21 protein-coding genes and 1 tRNA gene are annotated in these 23643 nt (G+C 44.3%); all 22 read right to left on the bottom strand.

What is annotated here, in order from left to right; translation table 11 throughout:
• Positions 1 to 16 precede the first annotated feature (16 nt).
• The 22 genes from nuoN to pssA all read right to left on the bottom strand — a co-directional run bounded on the left by nuoN (position 17) and on the right by pssA (position 23326).
• A complete protein-coding gene (gene nuoN, locus QN395_RS00480; protein WP_322119436.1) occupies positions 17 to 1492 on the bottom strand; it encodes an NADH-quinone oxidoreductase subunit NuoN in 1476 nt (491 codons plus the stop codon).
• Between the two features lie 100 nt (positions 1493 to 1592).
• A complete protein-coding gene (locus tag QN395_RS00475; protein ID WP_322119437.1) occupies positions 1593 to 3086 on the bottom strand; it encodes an NADH-quinone oxidoreductase subunit M in 1494 nt (497 codons plus the stop codon).
• A gap of 22 nt (positions 3087 to 3108) precedes the next feature.
• Positions 3109 to 5175, bottom strand: a complete 2067-nt coding sequence (nuoL, locus tag QN395_RS00470) for an NADH-quinone oxidoreductase subunit L (protein WP_323491880.1) — start codon at positions 5173 to 5175, stop codon at positions 3109 to 3111.
• A gap of 92 nt (positions 5176 to 5267) precedes the next feature.
• Positions 5268 to 5576 carry an NADH-quinone oxidoreductase subunit NuoK gene (gene nuoK / locus QN395_RS00465; protein ID WP_322119439.1) on the bottom strand — a complete coding sequence of 103 codons (309 nt, stop codon included), beginning with the start codon at positions 5574 to 5576 and terminating at the stop codon, positions 5268 to 5270.
• Positions 5573 to 6235 (bottom strand): NADH-quinone oxidoreductase subunit J, encoded by a 663-nt coding sequence (locus QN395_RS00460; protein WP_322119440.1) that lies wholly within the window; start codon positions 6233 to 6235, stop codon positions 5573 to 5575. Before QN395_RS00460 ends, nuoK begins: the two co-directional genes overlap by 4 nt.
• 27 nt (positions 6236 to 6262) lie before the next feature.
• The gene (nuoI, locus tag QN395_RS00455) at positions 6263 to 6751 is read right to left on the bottom strand and encodes an NADH-quinone oxidoreductase subunit NuoI (protein ID WP_322119441.1); all 489 of its coding nucleotides are present in this window, start codon (positions 6749 to 6751) and stop codon (positions 6263 to 6265) included.
• Positions 6752 to 6764: 13 nt separating this feature from the next.
• On the bottom strand, positions 6765 to 7835 hold the full coding sequence (gene nuoH / locus QN395_RS00450) for an NADH-quinone oxidoreductase subunit NuoH (protein ID WP_322119442.1): 1071 nt from the start codon (positions 7833 to 7835) through the stop codon (positions 6765 to 6767).
• Positions 7835 to 10156, bottom strand: coding sequence for an NADH-quinone oxidoreductase subunit NuoG (gene nuoG, locus QN395_RS00445; RefSeq protein ID WP_322119443.1), 2322 nt, complete (start codon positions 10154 to 10156; stop codon positions 7835 to 7837). Before nuoG ends, nuoH begins: the two co-directional genes overlap by 1 nt.
• 32 nt (positions 10157 to 10188) lie before the next feature.
• On the bottom strand, positions 10189 to 11484 hold the full coding sequence (nuoF, locus tag QN395_RS00440; RefSeq protein WP_322119444.1) for an NADH-quinone oxidoreductase subunit NuoF: 1296 nt from the start codon (positions 11482 to 11484) through the stop codon (positions 10189 to 10191).
• Positions 11484 to 11972: an NADH-quinone oxidoreductase subunit NuoE gene (gene nuoE / locus QN395_RS00435; RefSeq protein ID WP_322121601.1), complete on the bottom strand. Its 489-nt coding sequence runs from the start codon at positions 11970 to 11972 to the stop codon at positions 11484 to 11486. The genes nuoF and nuoE overlap by 1 nt, the downstream gene beginning before the upstream one ends.
• A gap of 40 nt (positions 11973 to 12012) precedes the next feature.
• Positions 12013 to 13266 carry an NADH-quinone oxidoreductase subunit D gene (locus tag QN395_RS00430; protein ID WP_322119445.1) on the bottom strand — a complete coding sequence of 418 codons (1254 nt, stop codon included), beginning with the start codon at positions 13264 to 13266 and terminating at the stop codon, positions 12013 to 12015.
• On the bottom strand, positions 13266 to 13862 hold the full coding sequence (locus tag QN395_RS00425) for an NADH-quinone oxidoreductase subunit C (RefSeq protein WP_322119446.1): 597 nt from the start codon (positions 13860 to 13862) through the stop codon (positions 13266 to 13268). The genes QN395_RS00430 and QN395_RS00425 overlap by 1 nt, the downstream gene beginning before the upstream one ends.
• A 45-nt stretch (positions 13863 to 13907) precedes the next feature.
• On the bottom strand, positions 13908 to 14384 hold the full coding sequence (locus QN395_RS00420) for a NuoB/complex I 20 kDa subunit family protein (protein ID WP_262835880.1): 477 nt from the start codon (positions 14382 to 14384) through the stop codon (positions 13908 to 13910).
• A gap of 6 nt (positions 14385 to 14390) precedes the next feature.
• Positions 14391 to 14750 (bottom strand): NADH-quinone oxidoreductase subunit A, encoded by a 360-nt coding sequence (locus tag QN395_RS00415; RefSeq protein WP_322119447.1) that lies wholly within the window; start codon positions 14748 to 14750, stop codon positions 14391 to 14393.
• Positions 14751 to 14864: 114 nt separating this feature from the next.
• Positions 14865 to 14949, bottom strand: a tRNA-Leu gene (locus tag QN395_RS00410).
• An 85-nt stretch (positions 14950 to 15034) separates the two neighbouring features.
• Positions 15035 to 15412: a preprotein translocase subunit SecG gene (gene secG, locus QN395_RS00405; RefSeq protein ID WP_322119448.1), complete on the bottom strand. Its 378-nt coding sequence runs from the start codon at positions 15410 to 15412 to the stop codon at positions 15035 to 15037.
• 60 nt (positions 15413 to 15472) lie between these two features.
• The gene (gene tpiA / locus QN395_RS00400; protein WP_323491879.1) at positions 15473 to 16222 is read right to left on the bottom strand and encodes a triose-phosphate isomerase; all 750 of its coding nucleotides are present in this window, start codon (positions 16220 to 16222) and stop codon (positions 15473 to 15475) included.
• A gap of 381 nt (positions 16223 to 16603) precedes the next feature.
• The gene (locus tag QN395_RS00395) at positions 16604 to 17587 is read right to left on the bottom strand and encodes an NAD(P)H-quinone oxidoreductase (protein ID WP_322119450.1); all 984 of its coding nucleotides are present in this window, start codon (positions 17585 to 17587) and stop codon (positions 16604 to 16606) included.
• Between the two features lie 124 nt (positions 17588 to 17711).
• Positions 17712 to 19832 (bottom strand): polyribonucleotide nucleotidyltransferase, encoded by a 2121-nt coding sequence (gene pnp / locus QN395_RS00390; protein WP_322119451.1) that lies wholly within the window; start codon positions 19830 to 19832, stop codon positions 17712 to 17714.
• Between the two features lie 228 nt (positions 19833 to 20060).
• On the bottom strand, positions 20061 to 20330 hold the full coding sequence (gene rpsO / locus QN395_RS00385; protein WP_322119452.1) for a 30S ribosomal protein S15: 270 nt from the start codon (positions 20328 to 20330) through the stop codon (positions 20061 to 20063).
• 161 nt (positions 20331 to 20491) lie between these two features.
• Entirely contained in the window at positions 20492 to 22030 is a 1539-nt protein-coding gene (locus QN395_RS00380) for a 2-isopropylmalate synthase (protein WP_323491878.1), read from the bottom strand.
• 435 nt (positions 22031 to 22465) lie between these two features.
• Positions 22466 to 23326 (bottom strand): CDP-diacylglycerol--serine O-phosphatidyltransferase, encoded by an 861-nt coding sequence (gene pssA, locus QN395_RS00375; RefSeq protein ID WP_322119454.1) that lies wholly within the window; start codon positions 23324 to 23326, stop codon positions 22466 to 22468.
• Between the last annotated feature and the right edge of the window lie 317 nt (positions 23327 to 23643).

Below are 23643 nucleotides of genomic sequence, written 5' to 3'. Positions count from 1 at the left end.
ATTCCTACCAAGTACATCAGGAGGCCAGTGTCTTGATGATCGCATTACTGCATGCTGCCATCAATGCCCCAGGCATCAAACCCATGGCTAATACCGCGATACCATTAATACTTAAGACAATACGCATATCGGTGCTTGCGATGATAGGACTATTATCTGCAGGCTGATCAAAGTACATCAATTTGACAATGCGTATGTAGTAGAAGGCACCAATCAGGGAGAACAAGACAGCTGCCACAGCCAACCATACGTGCCCTGTAGCCAGAACAGCTTTAAGTACGGACAACTTAGCGTAGAAACCCATCATTGGAGGAATACCTGCCAAAGAGAACATCAACAGTAACATCACTAATGCAAACCAAGGACTACGTTTATTCAAACCCTTTAAATCATCGAGATTTTCCGCCTCAAAACCTGAGCGCGACAACAACATGATGACGCCGAATGTACCTAAAGTAGTTAATACATAGGTAATGCTATAAAACATCGAAGCACTGTAGGCTTCAGCCGCAAAACTCGTATTGCCATCGACTACACCTGACAACAGACCAAGCAACATAAAACCCATTTGTGAAATAGTCGAGTAAGCAAGCATACGTTTCAGATTAGTCTGTGCAATCGCAGTGATATTACCGACAGCCATCGACATCACTGCCAATACGATCAACATTTGCTGCCAATCCACCGCCATTGGGAACAGGCCTTCAACCAACAAACGGAAACATATTGCAAACGCAGCCAACTTAGGTGCACCACCCAGTAATAAAGTTACAACCGTTGGGGAGCCTTGATATACATCGGGCACCCACATATGGAAAGGAACCGCACCCAATTTGAAGGCCAAACCAGCAACCAGAAAGACAATACCAAATACCAAAATCAACTTATTTGCCGCTGGTGAAGCAGCAGCTTTAGCAACTTCGGACAAATCCAAAGAACCTGTAGCCCCATACAACATAGAAATACCATACAAAAGGAAGCCAGAAGCTAATGCGCCGAGAATGAAGTATTTCATCGCGGCTTCAGTAGAAATTGTATGATCGCGACGCAAAGCAACTAGGGCATACAAAGACAAAGACATGAGTTCTAGACCGAGGTAAATCACCAGAAAATTATTCCCAGAGATCATTACCATTTGTCCCAATAGAGAGAACAAGGCCAGTACATAAAACTCACCTCCCAATTTTCCGTTTGTCATGCCACGATCAGAAGCATATTGACGTCCGTAAATTAAAGTCAAACCAACTGCAATGTATGAAAATATTTTAAGAAGATTCGACATCGGGTCCGATACGAACATCTTATTACTAAAATAAATTGAGCCGTCACCACTAGGGTTGATCAAAGTCAAAACGCCGCATATGACCAAACTCAATATGCTCAACACATATGTCACATTGCGCTTATCGTCTGCAAGAAACATGTCAATCAGCAAAATAACGCAGATTGCTGAGAGCAAGAAAATTTCAGGATAAAGTGGTATCAGGTTCATATAGTTTCGTTTGTACTAGGTACTAGCATTGATCTGGATCTAAGCAGGCTGCAAAAACGTCAGCCTGCTTTCAGTCTTTTAATTTATATTGAATGCTCAATCAAGGCGCTATTTTTGATGTTGCGACATGCTTCAATAAATCAGCCACAGAAACCTGCATTGCATCTGTAAAAGGTGCTGGATACAAACCCATCCAGATCACAGCAATCGCTAAAATACCGAGCATAAAAAATTCACGTTTATTGATGTCAGCTAATTTGGCAACGTGCTCGTGAACTATCGCTCCAAATACAACTCGTTTCACCATCCAAAGCGAATAGGCTGCGCCAAAAATCAATGCTGTCGCTGCTAACATTCCAATCCAGAAATTAAATTGAACAGCTCCCAAAATCACCATAAATTCGCCAACAAAACCTGAGGTTGCTGGCAAGCCGCAGTTCGCCATCGAAAACAAAACGAATAGTGCAGCAAACTTTGGCATAGTATTAACTACACCGCCGTAATCAACAATTTGACGTGAATGCACTCGGTCATACAAGACACCGATACACAAGAACATCGCAGCAGAAATAAATCCGTGAGAGATCATTTGAACAATGCCACCTTGTACTGACATGTTATTAAACATGAAGAAACCAAGAGTGACGAAACCCATGTGAGCGATCGATGAATAAGCTACCAATTTTTTCATGTCTGCTTGCACTAATGCCACCAGACCAATGTAGATCACAGCAATCAGAGACAAGGTAATCATAAAGCCAGACAAGTAATGACTAGCATCTGGCGCGATAGGTAAGGAAAAACGCAAGAATCCATAAGCGCCAAGCTTCAACATAATCGCAGCCAACACAACAGAACCACCAGTGGGTGCTTCTACGTGAGCATCTGGCAACCAGGTGTGTACCGGCCACATTGGCACTTTGACCGCAAATGCCATCAAGAAAGCCAGAAAAATCATGATTTGAGTTGACAATGGCAAAGGCAATTGATGCCAAGCCATGATATCGAATGTATTACCTGCTTTGAAGTACAGATAGATAATCGCAACAAGGGTTAGCAAAGAACCCATCAAGGTGTACAGAAAAAATTTGAAGGCTGCATATACACGATTCGGCCCACCCCAAACACCAACAATAATAAACATTGGTATCAAAGTCGCTTCAAAAAACACATAGAACAACAAACCATCAATAGCGCAGAACACACCTATCATCAAGCCTGAGAGAATCAAAAATGCCCCCATATATTGGGCAACTTGCTTTTCTACTACTTCCCACGCGGCTATCACAACAATCACCGTAACAAACGCTGTTAAGGGTACTAACCAGAGTGAAATACCGTCGATACCCAGGGCATAAAATACGTTAAACCGCTCTATCCAAGCGCTTTTTTCAATAAATTGCATTCCATGCGCAGTATTATCAAAGTGCTGGATCAAAGGAAGTGTCACCAACAAACTGGCAACTGAACCTACCAGCGAGATACTACGGGTCAAACCAGGATTTGTATCCCGACCAAATGCTAGGACAAAGAATCCAAAAGCGATTGGACACCAGATTGCCAGGCTTAATAAGTAAGAAGTTGACTGCATCATGAGTTCTTTTTATATGAATTGCTTATTTAGCGAGAGGAAACATAAATGGAAACATGAAGTAGGTCAAGAAACCTAACACCCCAAGTATCATTACAAACGCATAGTGGTACAAATAGCCAGTTTGGAACAAGCGTACGCCTCTAGACAACCAGCCAACAACTTTGGCGCTACCGTTTACGATCAGACCATCAATCAGGCCTTTATCACCAACGTTCCACAGGCCGTTTCCAAGCATACGTGCGCCGCCAGCAAAAACGATTTCGTTGAATCTGTCCATATAGTATTTATTGTCGAGCAAGTTATAGATAGCGTGCGCATGTTTCTTGATCGCCGTTGGAATTTCAGGCTTAAGCATATAAAAAACATAGGACGTAACAACACCTGCTAAGGCCAACCAAAATGGCAATGATGTGAGAGCATGAATAGCCATTGCTAGAGGACCATGAAATTCCTGGGTAAGCTCTTCCATTGCATGGTGAGCTTCATCTACGAAAATAACGCCCTTGAAAAAATTACCGAACAACATTGGCTCTATCGCAAAGAAACCTATCACTACCGAAGGAATTGCGAGCAAGACTAGTGGCAGCCAAACTACCATCGGCGATTCGTGTGGCTTTTGCCCGGGAGCCAAGCCATGATGATGTTCGTCGTGATCATCGTGTGCGTCGGCATGATGGTCATCGTGCGCATCCTGATGACCATGCGCATGTCCAAAATTCTCTTTCCCGTGGAATACCAAGAAGTACATACGGAAGGAATAAAATGCAGTAACAAATACGCCAGCCAGAACAGCAAATTGTGCGAAACCAGAACCAACGATATGACTCGCTTGCACCGCTTCGATAATGCTATCTTTTGAATAAAAACCTGAAAATAATGGAGTACCAATTAAAGCTAAAGAACCTAACAAAGATGTAATCCATGTAATCGGCATGTATTTACGCAAACCGCCCATGTTCCGAATATCTTGGTCATGATGCATACCGATAATCACGGAACCAGCAGCAAGGAATAATAAGGCTTTAAAGAACGCATGTGTCATTAAATGGAATACAGCAACCGAATACGCAGACGCACCCAAGGCCACGGTCATATAACCTAATTGCGACAAGGTTGAGTAAGCAACTACACGTTTAATATCATTTTGTATGATGCCTAAGAATCCCATGAACAGGGCAGTAATGGAACCTATCACCAGAATGAAAGACAATGCAGTGTCTGACAGTTCAAACAGAGGCGACATGCGCGCTACCATGAAGATACCTGCAGTAACCATCGTCGCCGCATGAATCAACGCAGAAATCGGTGTCGGGCCTTCCATTGAATCCGGCAGCCATACATGTAAAGGAAATTGTGCCGACTTGCCCATTGCACCAATGAACAAACAAATACAAGCAACCGTTATCAACATCCAGTTAGTGCCCGGTAATAAGAATCTAGCCAACTCTTCTTTTTTAGCGAAAACTTCTGCGTAGTTCATAGAACCAGCGTAAGCCAGCAGCAAACCAATGCCTAAAATGAAGCCAAAGTCACCTACACGATTGACTAAGAAAGCTTTCATATTTGCGTAGATAGCAGTTGGTTTTGTATACCAAAAGCCAATCAAAAGATAAGATACCAAGCCTACTGCTTCCCAACCGAAAAAGAGTTGTAGGAAGTTATTACTCATTACGAGCATTAACATCGAAAACGTGAATAATGATATGTAGGAAAAGAATCGGTTATAACCTTCATCGTCCTTCATATATCCAATGGTATAAATGTGCACCATCAACGACACAAAAGTCACAACACATATCATCATAGCGGTCAGACTATCCACTAGAAAACCGACTTCGAGTTTAAGTCCTGCTACTTGCATCCATTGATAGAGAGTTCCATTGTAAGAAGCGCCATCAATCACCGATGACAGCGTCATACAAGAGATAATGAAAGCTATCAATACTCCTAAAATAGTAACCGTGTGAGAAACCTTACGACCAACTAAGTTACCAAAAAATTTAGTGCCTAACAAACCTGCAATAGCAGAACCCGCCAAAGGCGCTAGAGGTACTGCTAGTAGTAAATGTGGGTTAAGTTGCCCCGCCATAATGACCCTTTGTGAGCTTATTGCTTTTTTAAACTGCCAGTGAATTTCATAATTTGCACTTATCTTAGAACATACAAATTAATAGAATTTACTTACCCCTTAAGTGCATCTAAATCTTCTACGTTGATAGTATCCAAATTACGGAACATTACTACCAGAATCGCCAGGCCAATTGCAGATTCAGCCGCAGCCACAGTCAAGATAAAGAATACAAAAATCTGTCCAGCCGCATCACCCAAATAATGTGAGAAAGCGATGAAATTCATGTTCACAGCTAAGAGCATTAGCTCAATTGCCATCAGCAAAACTATAATATTTTTGCGATTAAGAAAAATACCTACAATAGATATTGCAAACAGAATTGCTCCCAATATCAGGTAGTGCGTCAATGTCAAAGTCATTTCGCCTCCGTTTTCTCTGTAGCAATGGCGGCATTAAAACCATTACCTGCTCTATTCCTCGCACGCTCAGAATCAGCAACCATATTGACGATACGGATTCGGTCTTTACTTTTAACCTTGACGGCTTTGGATGGATCAAAATATTTACTGTCTTTACGACGACGCAAAGTTAATGCTACGGCTGCGACAATGGCTACTAATAATATTGCCGCTGCTACTTCAAAAGCAAAAGCGTACTCTGTAAAGATCGCTATGCCTAGCGCTTTGGTATTTCCTATATTCTCAGCAGATGCTGGAATGCGATTATCCGGACGCAAAAATCCACGCCATAACACCGCTGACATTTCTAATACAATCAATACACCAACACTAGCGGCTAAAGGAAAATGACTCCAAAATCCCTGGCGCAGCTTATCCATATTAATGTCAAGCATCATGACAACGAATAAAAACAGTACCATGACAGCACCAACATAAACCAATACTAAAACAATAGCTAAAAACTCTGCTTTCAGAAGTAACCAAATACCAGCAGCAGTAAAAAAGGCAAGTACTAAAAACAATGCTGCATGCACAGGACTACGTGCGGTAATCACTTGAACTGCGGCAAAAACCAATATCGCCGCAAATACATAAAATAAAATGGTTGTAAATTCCATATTGAGCTAAATCCTGGTTATCCCTGATTAACGATAAGCTGCATCAACACTACGTGCTGCTGCAATTTCAGTTTCGTAGCGATCACCTACGGCCAATAGCATTTCTTTAGTGAAGTACAGATCACCGCGTTTTTCGCCGTGATATTCAAGTACATGCGTTTCAACAATCGAATCAACTGGACAAGACTCTTCACAAAAACCACAAAAGATACATTTAGTCAGATCAATATCGTAACGAGTTGTCCTACGCGTACCATCTTCACGTAAATCTGACTCAATCGTAATTGCCATTGCAGGACAAACCGCCTCACATAATTTACAAGCAATACAACGTTCCTCACCATTTGGATACCGACGCAATGCATGTAAACCGCGAAAGCGTGGAGACTGAGGTGTTTTTTCTTCAGGAAACTGTACGGTAATCTTGCGGGCAAACATATAGCGTCCCGTGAGAGCTAAACCCTTAATCAATTCACGCAACATCAAGCTGCCGAAAAAGTCTTTAATTGCTTCCATTTTTTTGAGCCTCTTACTTCCAAATATTCCAGGATGTTTGCATCCATGCAGCCACGATAACTAGGTAGACTAAAGTCAATGGAATAAACACTTTCCAACCTAAACGCATGATTTGATCATAGCGGTAGCGTGGGAAAGAAGCGCGCGCCCATATAAACATCGATACAACAACAAACGTTTTCAAACCTAGCCATATCCAGCCTGGTAACCAGGTTAAAGGTGCGATTTCAACTGGGGAAGACCATCCCCCCAGAAACATAAGGGATGCCATTGCAGAAATTAAAATCATATTGGCGTATTCTGCCAAGAAGAACATCGCAAAAGACATACCTGAATATTCAACCATGTGACCAGCAACGATTTCAGACTCCCCTTCAACCACGTCGAAAGGATGTCGATTAGTTTCTGCAATACCCGAGATGACATACACGACGAATACTGGCAACAAAGGTAACCAATTCCATGAAAAGATATTCAATCCGTAACTTGCAGCAAAACCATGTGTTTGACTATTTACAATGTCGGTTAAATTCAGACTGCCAGATACCATCAGTACGATAACTAACACAAAACCCATTGCAATTTCATAAGAAACCATCTGCGCAGAGGCACGCATAGCGCCCAAGAAAGCATATTTGGAATTAGATGCCCAGCCTGCAATGATAATTCCGTAAACTTCCATTGATGTAATCGCCATAACCAAAAGCAAACCGGCGTTTACATTCGCCAACACAGTTTCTGGTCCGAATGGAATGACAGACCATGCAGCGAGTGCCGGCATAATTGTCATAATTGGCGCCAAAATGAACAGTACTTTATTCGCTTTAGCGGGAACAATAATTTCTTTTAAAAGCAATTTGAGGGCATCTGCAATTGGCTGTAATAAACCAGCGGGGCCAACTCGGTTAGGGCCAAGGCGAATGTGCATCCAGCCGATCATCTTACGTTCCCATAGGGTCAAGTAAGCAACGCACCCCATTACTGGCAAAGTAATGCACACAATTTTAACTAAGGTCCAAACCAGTGGCCAAAGAGCACCTAAATATTGTTGGCCATAGGCTTCTATGGTGAGCAGCAAACTCATTACGCACGCTCCACTGTAATAGCACCAAACATCGGCCCTAAAGACTTAGTAGCTATATGACCGGCAGCAATTCGCACGACGTTATCAGGCAAATTTTTACCCAACATAGCTGGCAAGGTAGCCGAACCTTGGCCTTGTGACACTTTGACGTAATCGCCTTCTTTTAAACTTAACTGAGCAAATTGTACTGAACTCAAAAATACTTCTGGTGCTTTTGCATCCACAGTTTTTTGCAAAGATTCTGATCTTCTTACTATCGCATCAGTACTATAAATTGCCACATCCGAGACTCGCTCCAAACCTGCGGATACTGATGACGAAAATACCGGAACTTGCGCACTGATGTTGTTCAACAGCGTAGATAATGCAGTTAAATTTTCACCCAACACAGAATCACGAACAGATTCTGAAGTTTCAAATTCGAAATTTGGCAAGTCTAATAAATTACCTAACACGCGCAAGACTTTCCAAGCTGGACGGGTATCACTTAGCGGCTTGACAACGCCATGAAAACTTTGAGGACGTCCCTCACAATTAACGAATGTACCAGCGGTTTCTGTAAATGGGGAAACAGGTAATAAGACGTCAGCATAATCAAGTCCATGCTTATAAGCCGATAAAGAAACAACCATTTCTGCTTGATCTAGAGCGAACTTTGCCTGTTGAGGATTAGCGCAATCAAGCTCAGGCTCAGCATGTAATAAAATATAAGCTTTTTTAGGTTGCGCAAATAGAGATTGAGCGTTGGTAGCAATGTTTGGTATTGCTCCAGCCAAATATCCACCAACCGTATTTGCTGCCTCCGTTAAATAACCAAAACCAGCATTAACATTTTGCGCTATCCATTGTGCCAAAACATGTAATTGACAAGCCTCAGGATGCTGGGCGGCCGCATTACCCAAAAACACTCCAGAGTTATTTTTCAACAGACTCTCTGCAATTGCTACTGCTACTGCAGATGCTTGTACATGCTCAAAACCGGAAGGTTTAGGAATCTCTTTTTTAGTCGCAATTACAACCGCTACTTCTGCTAAAAAACTCAACCAAGCTGATGGCGCAATAACAGCATTATTTGCCAAACTGATTAGTAACTCATCATCCGTTGCATGTAATACATTTAACTTTGCACCCATTTTTACCGCTTGGCGCAAACGTGCAGCTAACAATGGATGATCCTTACGCAGAAAAGAACCGATTACAAAAATATTTTTCAATTGAGAGAAGTCAACAATGGACATACCCAACCATGGTTTAACCTTGTCATCAATAGAAAAATCTGACTGACGTAAGCGGAAGTCGACATTATCTGAACCAAGGCCGCGAACTAAACGCTGTAACAACGTCAATTCTTCTAAAGTTGAATTAGCAGTAGCTGCTGCTGCAATCGCTACAGCACCATGCTCATGCTTGATATTCCGTAATCCATGTGCGACATACTCTAACGCAGTCTGCCAATCGGTTTCTTGCCACTGACCACCTTGTTTAATCATAGGTTTAGTCAAGCGCTCCGTGCTATTTAAACCTTCATAGGCAAAGCGATCTTTATCAGAAATCCAGCATTCGTTGACTGCTTCATTTTCCAGCGGAACAACCCGCATCACTTTGTTATTCTTTACCTGAATAATCAAGTTGGAGCCTAAACCATCATGTGCGCTAATCGATTTACGGCGAGACAGCTCCCAAGTTCGGGCAGAGAAGCGAAACGGTTTAGATGTTAACGCTCCTACCGGGCACAGATCAATCATGTTTCCGGACAATTCGGAGTCCACCGTCTTACCAACAAACGAAGTAATCTCTGCATGCTCACCACGACCAAGCATTCCTAGTTCCATTACGCCAGCGATTTCCTGGCCAAAACGAACACAACGGGTACAGTGAATACAGCGGCTCATTTCTTCCATAGAAATAAGCGGACCGACATTTTTATGAAAAACCACACGTTTTTCTTCGTCGTAGCGTGAACTACCTGCGCCATAACCTACAGCTAAATCTTGAAGTTGACACTCGCCGCCTTGGTCACAAATTGGACAATCAAGTGGATGGTTAATCAGGAGAAATTCCATTACTCCCTTTTGTGCCTTAATCGCTTTATCGCTATTGGAACGCACAATCATGCCAGCGGTCACCGGCGTAGCACAAGCTGGTAAAGGCTTAGGGGCTTTTTCTACTTCAACCAGACACATGCGGCAATTAGCCGCAATAGACAATTTTTTGTGATAGCAAAAGTGAGGAATGTAGGTGCCAAGTTTATTTGCAGCATCCATTACCATGCTGCCTTCTTGCACTTCGACTTTTTTGCCGTCTATTTCGATTTCAACCATGGTTTACTCTGAAGTACTCTATCTGAGCTGGCTTAAATGTAAGCAGGAACCAAGCAATGTTTATGCTCGATGTGATATTCAAATTCTTCGCGGAAATTCTTAATGAATGCGCGGACTGGCATCGCTGCAGCATCACCCAACGCGCAAATTGTTCGGCCTTGAATGTTGTCAGCGATCGAGTTCAGCATATCCAGATCATCTGGCCTGCCCTGCCCGTTCTCGATACGATGAACCATACGATACATCCAGCCTGTACCCTCGCGACAAGGAGTACATTGACCACAGGATTCTTCAAAATAGAAATAGGACAAACGTAATAAAGATTTAACCATGCAACGGGTTTCGTCCATCACGATCACGGCACCAGAACCCAACATTGAACCCGCCTTAGCAATGGAATCATAATCCAAGTCGGTAGACATCATTACGTCACCTGTAATTACTGGAGCCGATGATCCGCCAGGGATCACAGCCTTAATTTTCTTACCCCCACGCATACCGCCAGCGAGTTCTAACAAGGTAGCGAATGGCGTACCCAATGGAATTTCGTAATTACCGGGCCTTTCCACGTCGCCAGAAATTGAAAAAATCTTAGTGCCACCATTATTTGGCTTACCTAAAGCTGCATATTTCTCACCGCCCATTGCGAAAACAAACGGGACCGCGGCAAAAGTCTCCGTGTTGTTAATCGTAGTTGGCTTGCCATACAAACCAAAGCTAGCGGGGAATGGTGGCTTAAAGCGTGGTTGCCCCTTTTTGCCCTCCAAAGACTCTAGCAAGGCCGTTTCTTCACCACATATATATGCGCCATAACCATGGAAAGCATGTAACTGGAAAGAGAACTCAGATCCATGAATTTTATCGCCCAGCATTCCTGCCGCACGAGCCTCTTCGAGAGCCTCTTCAAAGCGATCATAATCAGCAAAAATTTCCCCATGGATATAGTTATAGCCGACAGTGATACCCATAGCATAAGCACCAATCGCCATACCCTCAATTAAAGAGTGCGGGTTATAACGAATTATGTCCCGATCTTTAAATGTACCCGGCTCACCCTCATCTGTATTACAAACCAAATACTTTTGCCCAGGATATTGACGTGGCATAAAGCTCCACTTCAAGCCAGTAGGGAAACCCGCACCGCCGCGACCACGCAACGATGATGCTTTTAGCTCAGCAATTACTTGCTCTGGTGGGATTTTCTCATCAAGAATACGCTTTAAAGATTGGTAGCCACCACGTGCCACATAATCTTGTAGATGCCAATTTTTGCCGTCTAAACCCGCAAGAATCAAAGGATTGATATGGCGATTATGCAGACTCGTCATTATTTACCCGTCTCTGTGAGTTCGGAAACCAGCGAGTCAATTTTTTCATTCGTCATAAAGCTGCACATGCGTTTATTATTTACCAGCATGACTGGCGCATCACCACAAGCTCCCATGCACTCACCCTCAACTAAAGTAAATAAGCCATCTGCACTAGACTCTTTATAGCCCAATCCAAGCTTAGCTTTTAAATGATTCGCAGCTCGTTCGCCACCAGACAGAGCGCAGGGCAAATTAGTACAAACTGAAATCTTGAATTTACCAACTGGCTTCGTGTTGTACATGTTATAAAACGTAGCAACCTCCTGAACAGCAACAGCAGGCATACCGATGTAGTCGGCTAAAGTCTGCATCACTGCAGGGGAAACCCAGCCAGTCTCGTCCTGCGCAATAGCCAATGCAGCCATAACAGCTGATTGACGCTGATCGGCAGGGAACTTTGCAAGTTCACGATCAATTTTTTTAAATGCCTGCTCTGATAACACCATAGCTTTTGCCTCTATTGTTGACACGCCGTGATTAAATAATCTAGCGGTCAATCTCACCAAACACAATATCTTGCGTACCGATAATCGTCACCGCATCAGCAATCATGTGACCTTTTGCCATCTCATCCAAACCCTGCAAATGCGCAAATCCAGGTGCTCGAATTTTTAGACGATAAGGCTTATTCGCACCATCAGACATCAAATAAATACCAAACTCACCCTTTGGATGCTCAACTGCGGCATAAGCCTCACCAGCAGGAACATGAAAACCTTCAGTAAATAATTTGAAGTGATGGATCAATTCTTCCATGTTGGACTTCATATTCACACGTGAAGGAGGCGCAACTTTATGATTTGCACTAATCACGGGGCCAGAATTATTACGCAGCCATTCAACGCATTGCTTGATAATGCGGTTTGATTGGCGCATTTCCTCAACGCGAACGAGGTAGCGATCATAACTATCCCCGTTAACACCGACAGGAATATCAAAATCTAACAAGTCGTAAACTTCATAGGGCTGTTTTTTACGGAGATCCCACTCAATACCAGAGCCACGCAACATTGGGCCAGTAAAACCCATCGCCTTAGCACGCTCAGGAGAGACAACTCCAATCCCTACCAACCGCTGCTTCCAAATTCGATTATCAGTCAACAAGGTTTCGTATTCATCAACATAGGTTGGGAAGCGATTAGTAAAATCTTCAATAAAATCGAGCAAAGATCCTTGGCGATTTTCATTCAACGCACGCATCGCCTTATCATTCTTCAGCTGTGAAGTAGTGAACTTTGGCATCTGCTCAGGTAAATCGCGATACACGCCACCAGGACGATAGTACGCAGCATGCAAACGAGCGCCGGAGACAGCCTCGTAGCAGTCCATCAAATCTTCGCGCTCACGGAAAGCATACAGAAATACGGCCATCGCACCAACGTCAAGCGCATGCGCACCTATCCACAATAAGTGATTTAGAAGACGAGTAATTTCGTCAAACATTACGCGAATATATTGGGCTCGTAATGGCACTTCCAAACCAAGCATTTTTTCTATCGCCATCACATAGGCATGCTCGTTGGCCATCATCGACACATAATCGAGTCGATCCATATATGGCACAGATTGCAAATAGGTTTTTTGCTCTGCCAACTTCTCAGTACCGCGATGCAACAATCCAATATGAGGGTCAGCTCGCTGAATTACCTCACCATCCAACTCAAGCACAAGACGTAACACACCATGCGCAGCAGGATGTTGCGGACCAAAATTTAATGTGTAATTTTTAATTTCAGCCATTATTTGATCCCATAGTGTTCTTCACGAATAATGCGCGGTATGTTCTCACGCGGATCTATCGTTACTGGCTGATAAACAACTCGCTTTTGCTCAGGGTCATAGCGCATTTCCACATAACCCGAGACTGGGAAATCTTTACGGAAAGGATGACCGATGAAACCATAGTCAGTAAGAATCCGACGCAAATCATTGTGGCCATCAAACAAAATACCAAAAAAGTCGAATGCTTCTCGCTCGTACCAATTAGCCGCATTCCACACATCTATCAGGGAAGGCACGACTGGCATCTCGTCATCTGCAGCAAATACTCTGACTCGCAAACGCCAGTTATGATGAACTGACAGCAAGTGCGAAACAATCGCAAAACGAGCACCGTCCCAAGCACCATCGCCGTATGTAGAGTAATCGACACCGCACAAATCAATCAACTCTTCGAACTGAGTAGACGCGTGATCGCGCAAATCTCTCATAACCTGCAAATACGCTGTCGGCGCTACGACTATCGTCAACTCCCCCAAAGCAAGAGTAGATCGCAACAGTCTGTCGCCCAACACATCTTTTACAGCAGTATCGAGGATTTCTAATTTTGTAGTCATAGTAAGTGCCGCCCTAAATCGCTTGATTCACTTGAATTGGCTGGATTAGCGCGCAATCGTATTGGTACGTTTAATCTTATTTTGCAACTGAATAATGCCGTACAAAAGAGCTTCAGCGGTCGGAGGGCAGCCGGGCACGTAAATATCCACAGGAACAATCCGGTCACAACCGCGAACTACTGAGTATGAATAATGATAATAACCACCGCCATTAGCACAAGAACCCATAGAGATAACCCAGCGCGGCTCTGCCATCTGATCATAAACCTTACGCAAAGCGGGAGCCATTTTATTACACAAAGTACCTGCCACAATCATGACATCGGATTGACGTGGAGATGGTCGGAAGACGACGCCAAAACGGTCAAGATCATAACGCGAAGCACCGGCATGCATCATCTCAACCGCGCAACACGCCAAACCAAATGTCATCGGCCACATTGAACCTGTGCGCGTCCAATTGATGAGCTTATCCGCCGTGGTCGTGACGAAACCTTCGCTTAATACACCTTCAATAGCCATAATCCATTACTCCCAATCGAGGGCGCCCTTTTTCCAGATGTACCAAAAGCCCACGGCAAACTCCAAAATAAATCCAAGCATAATCAGAAAACCCGACCAACCCAAATCGCGCATTGCTACGGCCCAAGGGAAGAAAAAAGCAGTTTCCAAATCAAACAAAATAAACAAAATAGCAACGAGGTAGTAGCGCACATCAAACTTCATGCGCGCATCTTCGAAGGCCTCAAAGCCACATTCATAGGGAGATGTTTTTTGACTATCTGGCTTGAAGGGGGCAAGTATGCGCCCTAAAATTTGCGGAACGATACCAACCGCAATACCAACCAGAATAAAGAGAAGAACAGGGAAATAATTTTCGAGGTTCACGTTAGGCTACCTGTATTTAAACGTCACATTAAAGCAAATCATACCAAAGCATAACAAACTAAAAATGACTAACTTCCTCGACCAAGTCAGCATGTAGATCTGACCGTATTTTATTGGTGCCGACGACGAGACTCGAACTCGTACAGCTTTCGCCACTACCCCCTCAAGATAGCGTGTCTACCAATTTCACCACGTCGGCTTAAGCCCAGCATTCTACTATACCAACTGCAATTGTTCAACGCACAATTGCAGTTATTCAATCTTTTTACGGTACAAAAACTGGCTTACTTAGGAATCTGATTTACCTGACCCGCAGTACTTGCAGGAGCAGCAACGACGGGAGCAGAAGCAGAGGCAGCAGCACTAGAAGCCGGAGCAGACTTGGATGCAGGCAAATTATCCATGACGCCACCTGACACTGAACGATTAGTGCCGATGTAAGCTAACGCCAAAGTCGCGCCAAAGAAAATCGCGGCAGCAAGACCTGTGGACTTAGATAAAAAATTAGAGGATCCAGTGGCGCCAAACAAGCTACCAGAGGCGCCGGAGCCAAATGATGCGCCCATATCTGCGCCCTTGCCGTGCTGCAAAAGAACCAGACCGATAATTGCCAGCGCAGACAAAACCTGGACAACCACTACCACTGTAAACAAAGTATGCATTCAAAACACCTAATTAAATTAATCGTAAAACAAAGAACAATCTCTCAACGCCCTAAAAAATTAGATGGCGTCGACAATTGCGAGAAAATCAGCCGCTTTCAAGGCAGCACCACCGATAAGACCGCCATCGATATCAGCCATCGCCAATAGCTCTTTTGCGTTATCGGGCTTCATACTTCCGCCATACAATATTTGCATGCCAGCAGCCAGGTCAACATCCTTAGCAATCAATTGCTGACGAAGCACTGCATGAACAACTTGCGCCATTTGCGGAGTCGCAGTTTTACCCGTCCCTATCGCCCAAACTGGCTCATAAGCAATCACAATATTTGCCAGTGCATCAACACCAATCAAATCCAATACCGCCTGCAATTGACTTGAAACAACCTCATTAGTTTGTCCCGACTCGCGCTGCTCCAAAGTCTCACCGACACAAACAATTGGATGCAAACCTGCGCTTAATGCCTGCAAAGCTTTTTGCGCTACCAGATCATTAGACTCATGATGATAGGCGCGACGCTCAGAATGCCCAACAATCACATAAGAACATCCGCAATCCACCAGCATTCCAGCAGATACTTCACCCGTATAAGCGCCCGAGCCGTGCACAGAAACATCTTGAGCGCCCAAGAAAATACCACTACCAGTCAAATCATCCGCGCATTGCGCCAAATATGGTGCGGGAGCACAGACCAGAACATCACAAGCCGCATTTGGGTTTAAACCCGCACGCAACTCTGATAAAAGTGCTTTATTGGCAGCAAAACTGCCGTTCATTTTCCAGTTACCAGCTATCAGTTTGCGTCGCATAGCAGCCCAAAATTTAATTAACCGTCTATTGTAGCCGCCTGAGCAAGAGGGGTCAAATTCGCGATGCCAAAAAAAGTGAATGCACTGCAATTCAAATAAATATTTGCGTCAATCAATTAACCAAAAGCATCGGCGATATCGCTTTGGAAGTCAAAAGACATAAATATACTCCCAGTTAGTATATTAAAGATGTCCAATGATTTACTGGGCAATAAGACTATTTACACAAAAAATAAGGGGAGTATATTTATGATCTATTCTTAATTCGTTTTTAGGGCATACGCAAAATATCCCAACAAGGCATAGCGACGCAGATAGTACTGTAAGTACAGCTAGGAGCCACAATATGGTTGGGGCGGTTTTGCGTAAGCCCAAATTTTGTTATTCACTAACCTGCAACATAATCTTACCCACATGCAAGCTGGACTCCATCAAACTGTGTGCCTGAGCAGCCTGTGCTAATGGAAAAATTTGATGTATCACGGGCTTTATTTTTCCAGATACGAGCAAAGGCCAGACATGCTCTTTCAGTTGCTGCGCAACCGCCCCTTTAAACGCAACTGAACGCGGCCTCAAAGTTGAACCGGTAATTGTCAATCTTCTGCGTAATACCTGCCCCAGATCCAGCTCTGCACGAGCACCACCCAGCAAAGCGATGATCGCAAGACGTCCATCATCCTCAAGGCAATTGATTTCACGCGGGATATAGTCTCCGGCAACCATATCCAAAATCACATTGACCCCTTTATTATCGGTAAGCGATTTGACGATTTCTACAAAATCCTCATTCCGATAATTGATACCACGCTCAGCCCCCAGGCTTTCGGTCGCACGACACTTATCATCCGAGCCAGCTGTAGCAAACACACGATGTCCAAGAGCCGCAGCGATTTGGATGGCGGTTACGCCGATACCCGAGGTACCGCCCTGCACTAGAAAAGTTTCTCCTTGAGTTAATCTGGCACGATCAAAAACATTACTCCAAACCGTAAAATAGGTTTCCGGCAACGAGGCCGCCTCCATTAAAGAGAGTCCTTCCGGCAAAAGCAGGCATTGCGGCGCCGGAGCTACACAATATTCTGCATAGCCACCACCCTGCACAAGGGCGCAGACCAAATCACCTTTTTTAAATCCAGAGTCGCCCAAATCACCGCCAACAATCTCGCCTGCGACTTCTAAGCCCGGCAAATCAGACGCCCCTGGAGGAACCGGATACTGACCAAGACGCTGAAAAACGTCCGGACGGTTAATACCTGCCGCATGCACCTTAATCAATACTTCGCCCGCTTTAGCCTCGGGAATTGGACGCTCACACAATTGCAAAACTTCTGGCTTACCGTACTGTGTAATTTCAATTGCACGCATGATTTTGTCCTGTTTAAAAAATACTATTGTACGGCGATAAAAAAACGCCTGCGCGTAAGCACAGGCGTTTTTGAGAGAAGCTAATTGCTATAGCAATGCATAGCAAATATTTAGGTAGTCAAGATTACTGAGGCTGAGCTTCAACTTCTGGAGCTGCTGCCTTCATTGACAATTTAAAGCGACCACGATCGTCAGTTTCTAATACTTTGACGCGTACTTGCTGGCCTTCTTTAAGGTAATCGGCAACTGCATTGACGCGCTCATTAGCGATCTGACTAATGTGCAACAAGCCATCCTTACCTGGCATGATCTGGACGATCGCACCAAAGTCCAACAACTTCAGTACTGTGCCATCATAAACTTTACCGACTTCAACTTCTGCAGTCAGCTCCTGAATACGACGTTTGGCTTCTTGACCGGCTGCTGCATCCACTGAAGCAATTGTCACTACGCCTTCATCGCTAATATCGATTTGGGTACCAGTTTCTTCAGTTAAAGCGCGGATCACAGCGCCGCCCTTACCGATGACATCACGGATTTTTTCTGGGTTAATTTTGACGGTAATCAGACGTGGTGCAAAGTCGGATAATTCTGCCTTGCCATGCGGTACAGCCTCTTGCATTTTGGCGAGAATATGTACGCGACCTTCCTTAGCTTGCGCCAAAGCGACTTGCATGATTTCTTTTGTAATGCCTTGGATTTTGATATCCATTTGCAAGGCAGTAATACCTTCAGCAGTACCGGCGACCTTAAAGTCCATATCGCCCAAATGATCTTCATCACCCAAAATGTCAGTCAAAACGGCAAACTTGTTACCATCTTTAATCAAGCCCATGGCGATACCGGCTACGTGAGCCTTCATCGGCACACCAGCATCCAGCAATGCTAAACAGCCACCGCAAACCGACGCCATTGAGGAAGATCCGTTGGATTCAGTAATTTCTGAAACCAAACGTACTGAGTAGCTAAAATCTTCAGGCGACGGTAACGCCGCTAACAAAGCACGTTTAGCCAAACGACCGTGACCGATTTCGCGGCGCTTAGGCGTACCAACGCGACCAGTTTCACCAGTAGCAAACGGGGGCATGTTGTAATGCAGCATGAAACGATCTGTGTATTCGCCCATCAACGCATCAATTTTTTGCTCATCACGTGCTGTACCCAAAGTCGCAATCACCAAAGCCTGCGTCTCACCACGAGTAAACAAAGCCGTACCATGCGTACGTGGCAACACGCCAGTACGAATCGTAATCGGGCGCACTGTGCGGGTATCACGACCGTCAATACGTGGCTCACCATCCAGAATTTGGGAGCGAACAATTTTCGATTCCAAATCAAACATGATATTGCCTACATCGGAAGAATCCGGTACCGATGTGCCTGACGCTGCGGCTTGCTCAGCCAATGCAGCACTGACTTTTGCACTTGCATCTTTAAGCAATTGCGTACGAGCTTGCTTTTCACGCGTTTGATAAGCAGCGCGCAATAAAGGCTCTGCTACTGCAGAAACAGCCGCGATTAGCGGCTCATTCTTTGGTGCTGGCGCCCATTCAACTTCTGGCTTGCCGCCATCGCGAACTAAATCATGAATTGCATCAATCACTGCCTTCATTTGCTCGTGACCGTACACTACGGCACCCAGCATAACTTCTTCAGATAATTGTTGCGCTTCAGACTCAACCATCAAAACTGCTTGCTCAGTACCGGCAACAACCAGATCCATAGCGGATGTTTTTAACTGAGTCGCGGTTGGATTCAATACATATTGACCATCGATATAACCCACGCGTGCGGCGCCGACTGGGCCACTGAATGGAATACCAGAAACGCAGATCGCGGCAGAAGCGCCGATCATCGCGGCGATATCGGGATCGATTTCAGGGTTGACGGATAAGACATGAATGATCACCTGCACTTCATTCAAATAGCCTTCTGGGAACAGAGGGCGAATTGGACGATCGATCAGACGGGATGTCAGTGTTTCTTTTTCAGATGGACGACCTTCACGCTTGAAAAAACCGCCTGGAATACGACCAGCAGCATAAGTTTTCTCAAGGTAATCAACCGTCAGAGGGAAAAAATCTTGACCTGGCTTAGCGTCTTTTTTTGCAACAACGGTTGCTAATACAACGGTATCTTCAATTGATACCAAGACTGCGCCAGAGGCTTGACGAGCGATCTCGCCTGTTTCCAACGTCACTTGATGTTGACCGTACTGGAAAGTTTTCGTAACTTTATTAAACACAATGTGTCCTTTCTATTTTGCCGACAGATTTTCAGGCGCTGTCGTCCACCTCACCGCGAGCGAATCTTGGATTCGCTTTCCTGCATTAAACAATTACAGACTCAATTACAAGATACTAATTACCAACCACCAACTACAAACCATAAACAGCAAAAAGCCTGCGACAGCGAACTGAGGCAGGCTTTCTGCTACAACATTTTTGCTATGTAATAAATATATAGCAATGAATTACTTACGCAAGCCGAGTTTTTCGATCAGTGAACGATAACGGTTCAAATCTTTACCTTTGAGGTAAGACAGCAGACTTTTACGACGGTTAACCATCATAATCAGACCACGACGTGAGTGGTGATCTTTAGCATGTGCTTTGAAGTGACCGTTTAAGTCATTGATGCGTGCAGTCAATAAAGCAACTTGCACTTCTGGGGAGCCGGTGTCATTTACACCGCGGGCATTGTCCGCAACGATGGCGGCTTTAGTACTTTTTTCAAAAGTCATGATTTTCCTTAACATGCGATGGCAAGAGAATGAACCCTTATCATCGTGATAACAATAATCTCACCAAAACGGTAAGACGCATGACTATAGCATGAATTCTTTACCCGATCAAAGTAGGTTTATGCCATCCGAACCTAAGCAATGACTGTATTAAAGCTAGATCACAGCTGAGGATTAAGCTTCTCTACTTTTGAATGCAATTTATTCAAAGCCGACAAATACGCTTTAGCTGAGGCAACCACAATATCAGGATCAGCCCCGACACCATTTACGATACGACCCGCTTTAGATAAACGCATCGTAACTTCTCCCTGAGATTGCGTACCAGTGGTGATCGCGTTCACCGAAAATAGTAATAACTCAGCGCCACTTTGCGTCGTCGATTCAATCGCATTCACAATCGCATCGACAGGACCGTTGCCGTGGCCGTTGCAAGTAACTTCTTTCGTATCAATTGAAAACAAAATTTTTGCTGCTGGCCTTTCACCTGTCTCGGAATGCTGTGCCAAAGAAACAAACCGATAGTATTCGTTACCGTGTGCATGTTCTTCATCGGAGACCAAGGACATAATATCTTCGTCAAAGATTTCTGATTTACGATCTGCCAGCTCTTTAAATCGCGTAAATGCCGCATTCACATCCGCCTCTGACTCCAAGGCGATGCCGAGCTCCTCAAGACGTTGTTTGAATGCGTTTCTACCTGATAATTTACCCAGAACGATTTTATTTGCACTCCAGCCGACATCTTCAGCTCGCATAATTTCATAGGTATCACGCGCTTTCAACACACCATCTTGATGAATCCCAGAGGCATGCGCAAACGCATTCGCACCAACCACTGCCTTGTTTGGCTGCACTGCAAAGCCAGTAATTTGAGAGACCAATTTTGAAGTCGCAACGATCTGAGTCGTATCAATATTGCAGTCTAAATTGAAGTGATCACGGCGAGTCCGTACTGCCATCACGATTTCTTCTAGCGCAGTATTACCAGCACGCTCACCCAAACCATTGATCGTACATTCCACCTGCCGCGCCCCGCCGATCATCACACCAGCTAACGAATTTGCCACTGCCATACCCAGATCGTTGTGGCAATGAACTGACCATATCGCTTTATCCGAGTTAGGAATACGCTCGCGTAAATTTTTTAGCACCGTGCCGTACAGCTCTGGTACGCCATAACCTACCGTATCGGCAAAATTGATTGTGGTTGCGCCCTCAGCAATGACGGCCTCGATCACCCGGCATAAAAAGTCCATATCTGAACGACTACCATCTTCAGGACTAAATTCAACATCATCGGTAAACTGACGCGCAAATCGCACTGCTTGCTTCGCTTGCTCAAATACTTGGTCTGGTGTCATCCGCAGCTTCTTTTCCATATGCAATGGTGAGGTCGCAATGAAGGTGTGAATACGTTTTCTTTGGGCGGATTTTAGTGCTTCAGCTGCACGAGAAATATCCCGGTCATTGGCGCGCGATAATGAGCAGATAATCGGTTCTCTTACTGATGTGGCAATCGCCTGGATTGCCTCAAAATCTCCTTGCGATGCGGCAGCAAAACCGGCTTCGATCACGTCCACTTTTAAGCGTTCTAACTGACGTGCAATACGGATTTTTTCATCCTTGGTCATAGACGCACCGGGCGACTGCTCGCCGTCACGTAAGGTGGTATCAAATATGATTAATTTATCACTCATAATCTAATCCTGATTTTATAAAAATTGAAATATTGGCGTAGGTAATCGGTGTAAGTAACCAGCATGAGCAACATACTTTTGAAGTGTGCTTAATTGTGTACTCTATTGCGTGCTTTTAATTCTCTTCGTCGAAGATAACAAAGAGAAGTAGCCGGTTATAGCTAACGTAAATTGATAGCGCGATATCTGGTCGATATCTTAGGAGCCGCTAAAGTCACTAGAAAACCTGATGGGTTTTCATAAGACAATTCACTGGCAAATTGCTAAAAATTTAGGCATAAAATTCTTGAAAACGACTATAAGCGTGATTATCTCTAAGTGCAAGAATTTATAGCAGAATTAATCTAGAATTTTCTATGTTTTTGGATTATCGAAAAACAAAAAGCCGCGTCACATTTCTGCGACGCGGCTATATCCTTATTATCACACAGATTGCTATTTTTCTTCGTGTGGCTCCACCGTTGTTTGAACAATACTGATGGGGCGACCTTTGCGCCAGCGCCACAGTAAAACAACGTAACCAGACAAGCCATACAAGACAAATAATCCAAACAATACTTTAGGTGGGTCTTTAACCACAGCGACGTATCCAAGCACGATCAAAAGTGGTGCAACAAACGGAACCGAGCGACGAAAATTTACATCTTTAAAACTGTAAAAAGGAACATTCGTCACCATCGTCAATCCAGCAAATAACGTAATGCACCAAGTACTCCAACTAAGTTCACTACCTTTAAAATTCAGATCGGTCATAAGCAGCACAAATCCTGCGACCAACGCCGCCGCGGCCGGACTTGGCAAACCTTGAAAATAACGCTTATCAACTACAGCGATATTGGTATTAAAACGTGCTAATCGCAATGCGGCTCCAGCACAGTAGATAAAGGCAGCTAACCAGCCGAGTTTATCCATCCCGCGAAGCGACCATTCATACGCGACCAAAGCTGGTGCCGCGCCGAAAGAGATCATGTCAGACAAACTATCGTATTGAGCACCAAATTCACTTTGCGTATTTGTCATCCGCGCCACACGACCATCCAGACTATCCAGCACCATCGCTGCAAAAATAGCGAATGCCGATTGATCAAAGCGTTGGTTCATCGCCATCACGATCGCATAGAAGCCGCAAAACAAAGCTGCAGTAGTAAATGCATTCGGCAACAAATAAATTCCACGCCGACGTTTGGCAGGGAGCATCGGCACATTCTCGCTGAATGTGTTCGCTTGATTTTTACGTGCACCACGAGGAAAAAGCTTAAAACTACCTTTGGGCTTGCGTCGTTTGAAAGATGGCATGCGTGTAATGAATGAATTGAAAGTAAGGTGAAAGTATAACGTCTATTACACGGCAGTAAAAATCAATTCCATCACCTTTGTCTAACGCGGTATTGATAGAAAGACGTTATTGCTTTATCGGCAAACAGCCTGGCTTTGCTATTCGACCCTACCAAACTGTATGATTTACGTCGTGTATTCAATATGGAAATCTAAATAATCGCTATATATGATAAGCATAAATTAGCAAGATAGCGGTGTGCATGATTAACACATCATAAGCCCGTATAAATGACAGATTTTACGTAAACTTTACACTCACATAAATATATACTCCT

The organism is Undibacterium sp. RTI2.2 (assembly GCF_035018705.1).
Taxonomy (GTDB): domain Bacteria; phylum Pseudomonadota; class Gammaproteobacteria; order Burkholderiales; family Burkholderiaceae_D; genus Undibacterium.
Note: the sequence above shows the minus strand (reverse complement) of the source record. Positions and strands in the feature narration are given on the sequence as shown.

What these genes read in the sequence shown, in the direction of transcription:
- nuoN (WP_322119436.1), bottom strand. Translation starts at nt 1,492, where the DNA reads ATGAACCTGATACCACTTTATCCTGAAATTTTCTTGCTCTCAGCAATC.
- QN395_RS00475 (WP_322119437.1), bottom strand. Translation starts at nt 3,086, where the DNA reads ATGATGCAGTCAACTTCTTACTTATTAAGCCTGGCAATCTGGTGTCCA.
- nuoL (WP_323491880.1), bottom strand. Translation starts at nt 5,175, where the DNA reads ATGGCGGGGCAACTTAACCCACATTTACTACTAGCAGTACCTCTAGCG.
- nuoK (WP_322119439.1), bottom strand. Translation starts at nt 5,576, where the DNA reads ATGACTTTGACATTGACGCACTACCTGATATTGGGAGCAATTCTGTTT.
- QN395_RS00460 (WP_322119440.1), bottom strand. Translation starts at nt 6,235, where the DNA reads ATGGAATTTACAACCATTTTATTTTATGTATTTGCGGCGATATTGGTT.
- nuoI (WP_322119441.1), bottom strand. Translation starts at nt 6,751, where the DNA reads ATGGAAGCAATTAAAGACTTTTTCGGCAGCTTGATGTTGCGTGAATTG.
- nuoH (WP_322119442.1), bottom strand. Translation starts at nt 7,835, where the DNA reads ATGAGTTTGCTGCTCACCATAGAAGCCTATGGCCAACAATATTTAGGT.
- nuoG (WP_322119443.1), bottom strand. Translation starts at nt 10,156, where the DNA reads ATGGTTGAAATCGAAATAGACGGCAAAAAAGTCGAAGTGCAAGAAGGC.
- nuoF (WP_322119444.1), bottom strand. Translation starts at nt 11,484, where the DNA reads ATGACGAGTCTGCATAATCGCCATATCAATCCTTTGATTCTTGCGGGT.
- nuoE (WP_322121601.1), bottom strand. Translation starts at nt 11,972, where the DNA reads ATGGTGTTATCAGAGCAGGCATTTAAAAAAATTGATCGTGAACTTGCA.
- QN395_RS00430 (WP_322119445.1), bottom strand. Translation starts at nt 13,266, where the DNA reads ATGGCTGAAATTAAAAATTACACATTAAATTTTGGTCCGCAACATCCT.
- QN395_RS00425 (WP_322119446.1), bottom strand. Translation starts at nt 13,862, where the DNA reads ATGACTACAAAATTAGAAATCCTCGATACTGCTGTAAAAGATGTGTTG.
- QN395_RS00420 (WP_262835880.1), bottom strand. Translation starts at nt 14,384, where the DNA reads ATGGCTATTGAAGGTGTATTAAGCGAAGGTTTCGTCACGACCACGGCG.
- secG (WP_322119448.1), bottom strand. Translation starts at nt 15,412, where the DNA reads ATGCATACTTTGTTTACAGTGGTAGTGGTTGTCCAGGTTTTGTCTGCG.
- tpiA (WP_323491879.1), bottom strand. Translation starts at nt 16,222, where the DNA reads ATGCGACGCAAACTGATAGCTGGTAACTGGAAAATGAACGGCAGTTTT.
- QN395_RS00395 (WP_322119450.1), bottom strand. Translation starts at nt 17,587, where the DNA reads ATGCGTGCAATTGAAATTACACAGTACGGTAAGCCAGAAGTTTTGCAA.
- rpsO (WP_322119452.1), bottom strand. Translation starts at nt 20,330, where the DNA reads ATGACTTTTGAAAAAAGTACTAAAGCCGCCATCGTTGCGGACAATGCC.
- QN395_RS00380 (WP_323491878.1), bottom strand. Translation starts at nt 22,030, where the DNA reads ATGAGTGATAAATTAATCATATTTGATACCACCTTACGTGACGGCGAG.
- pssA (WP_322119454.1), bottom strand. Translation starts at nt 23,326, where the DNA reads ATGCCATCTTTCAAACGACGCAAGCCCAAAGGTAGTTTTAAGCTTTTT.